Source organism: Roseitalea sp., assembly GCF_984466335.1.
On the sequence record NZ_CFIFWG010000254.1, the window covers coordinates 1 to 2307 of the forward strand.

3 protein-coding genes are annotated in these 2307 nt (G+C 68.3%); all 3 read left to right on the plus strand.

Translation table 11 applies throughout. From position 1 onward, the window contains the following. Window positions 1-910, plus strand: a 910-nt coding sequence (locus tag AC5E6L_RS15230; RefSeq protein WP_491774435.1) for an AAA family ATPase, incomplete at its 5' end; no start/stop codon positions are given. Next, window positions 907-1965, plus strand: coding sequence for a GvpL/GvpF family gas vesicle protein (locus AC5E6L_RS15235; RefSeq protein WP_491774437.1), 1059 nt, complete (start codon window positions 907-909; stop codon window positions 1963-1965). The genes AC5E6L_RS15230 and AC5E6L_RS15235, both read left to right, overlap by 4 nt. A gap of 14 nt (window positions 1966-1979) precedes the next feature. Beyond that, on the plus strand, window positions 1980-2307 hold a 328-nt coding region (locus AC5E6L_RS15240), incomplete at its 3' end, for a GvpL/GvpF family gas vesicle protein (protein ID WP_491774439.1).

Sequence of the window (2307 nt, forward strand, 5' to 3'; positions counted from 1 at the left end):
CTTCGAGGCGCTTCGTCTTCCCGAGGACAAGCTGGCTGAGCTCAAGGTGGAATGGGACGATTTCGAAACCTGTCTCGGCGATGTCCAGCCTTCGGCCCTGCGCGAAATCGCCGTCGAGGTGCCGGACGCGGGCTGGGCCGATGTGGGCGGCCTGGACGCGATCAAGGATGCGCTCGCCGAAGCGGTGCTGTGGCCGGTCCGCCACCGGGCGTTGTTCGCCGAAACCGGCATTCGCCCCTCGCGCGGCGTCCTGCTGTCGGGGCCGCCGGGGACCGGCAAGACGCTGATGGCCCGCGCGCTGGCTGGCGAGAGCGAGGCCAACTTCATTTCCGTCAAGGGTCCGCAATTGCTCAGCATGTGGGTCGGCGAGACCGAGCGCGCCATTCGCGAGGTGTTTCGCAAGGCTCGTCAGGCGGCGCCCACCATCGTCTTCTTCGACGAACTCGACGCGCTCGTTCCCCGCCGCGGCGATGGAGGGGGAAACGACGTGACCGAGCGCGCGGTCGCCCAGTTGCTGACCGAACTCGACGGCATCGAGGAGTTGCGGGGGGTTTTCGTCCTCGCCGCGACCAATCGGCCCGACCGGCTCGACCCCGCGCTGGTGCGACCGGGCCGCTTTGATTCCGTGATCGAATTCAGCCTGCCCGATCGCCGAGAGCGCCTGGAAATCCTGAAAGTTCATACACGCGCCATGCCGCTCGCAAGCGACGTCGTGCTCGAAGAGCTGGCCGATGGCGGCGATGCGATGAGCGGGGCCGAACTGGAGGCGCTTTGCCGGGAAGCGGCGCTGGCGGCCATTCGTGAAAGGGTCGCCGAGGAAACCGATGCGGGATCGCCTTTTCTGCTCGTGACCATGCAGCACTTCCTGTCGGCGCTGCAAGAAAGGAACCGGAGGGTGTCCGCGCAATGAGTGCAACCTGTCTTTACGCGGTCTTGGCGGCGGACGCGCCGATCACGCTGAGCACGGGGGGCGCGGGCCCCCAGGCCCGGGTGATCGTCGAGGACGGCCTTGGGCTCGTGGTCGGCGAGGCTCCGCCCGTCGACCTTCGCAACCTTCCGCGCCAGGAGGCGGTGCACCATCTGCTCGCCCATCAGCGGGTGATCGAGGCCGCCATGGCGCATGCGCCGGTGCTGCCGGTCAAGTTCGGCACCGTCATCGCCGATGCGCGCACGCTGCGGCACCTTCTTGCGCGGGAGGGCGACCTTCTGCGGGCGCGCCTGAAGGCGTTCGCCGACCGCATCCAGATGGAAATCGTCGTCATCTGGGACATCGAACGCGTCTTTAAAGAGATCGGCTCGGAGCCCGATATCGCAGCGCTCAAGGCCGATGCGGCTCCGCAGGAGGGCGAGGCCGCGCGCATCCGGCTCGGACAGGCCGTCAAGCGGCGCCTCGACGAGCGTCGTCGCGCGATCCATGAGACGGTGTTGCGCGCATTGCGGGGCTGCGCCTTGGACAGCGTCGCCAATCCGCTCATGGATGACCGCATGGCGGTCAATCTGGCCATCCTTATCGATCGCGCGCGGACGGAGGATCTGGATACGTGCCTTCAAGCTCTTGACGAGGAGACGCAAGGGGCGCTGACGATCCGTTGCGTCGGGCCTCTGCCGCCCTCCAGCTTCGCCACCGTCGAGGTCGATCTGCCCTGCTATGAAGAGATCGATCGGGCGCGCCGGACGCTGCAATTGGGCCAGCGGGCCGACGCGCGGGAGATCGCCGCGTCCTATCGCCGGCTGGCGCGCGCCGCCCATCCAGACCTGGGTGCCGACCGGGCGGACGGCGCAGCGCGCATGGGCGAGCTTTCCGACGCCTACAAGCTGCTGTCCGCCTATGCGCACAGGCAAGGCGGCGACCCGGCGCGCGCGGCCGACGGGACGCAATGCAGCTTCGATCCCGATGCCGTATCGCGCAGCGTCTTCGTCGACATCGTTCGCCAGGAGCCGCAGGCGCAATCGGCGGCGGCCTGACGGAAAGGCGCGCCATGGGCACCGGACATAACGCTTGCTACGTCTATGGCGTCGCTCGCATCGCCGGCGATGCGCCGCCCGCCGCGCTGCCCGACGAGGGCATCGTTGACCGGGCGCCGGTCGCCCTGCTGCGCGACGGCGATCTGGCCGCGATCGTCAGCCCGGTTCCGGCCGCCCGGTTCAATCACGACGCCCTTGAGGCGGCCCTGCAAGACGATGCCTGGATGCGGGCGCGGATCCTGGCCCATCACACCGTGCTGGACACGCTGGCGCGCGAACTGACGCTGATCGCGTTCAAATTCTGCACGGTCTACGCCCATCGCGACGATGTGTCGGACATGC

Bases quoted from the DNA above. Each gene is read 5' to 3' on its own strand.
- AC5E6L_RS15235 (WP_491774437.1), top strand. From the start codon at position 907: ATGAGTGCAACCTGTCTTTACGCGGTCTTGGCGGCGGACGCGCCGATC.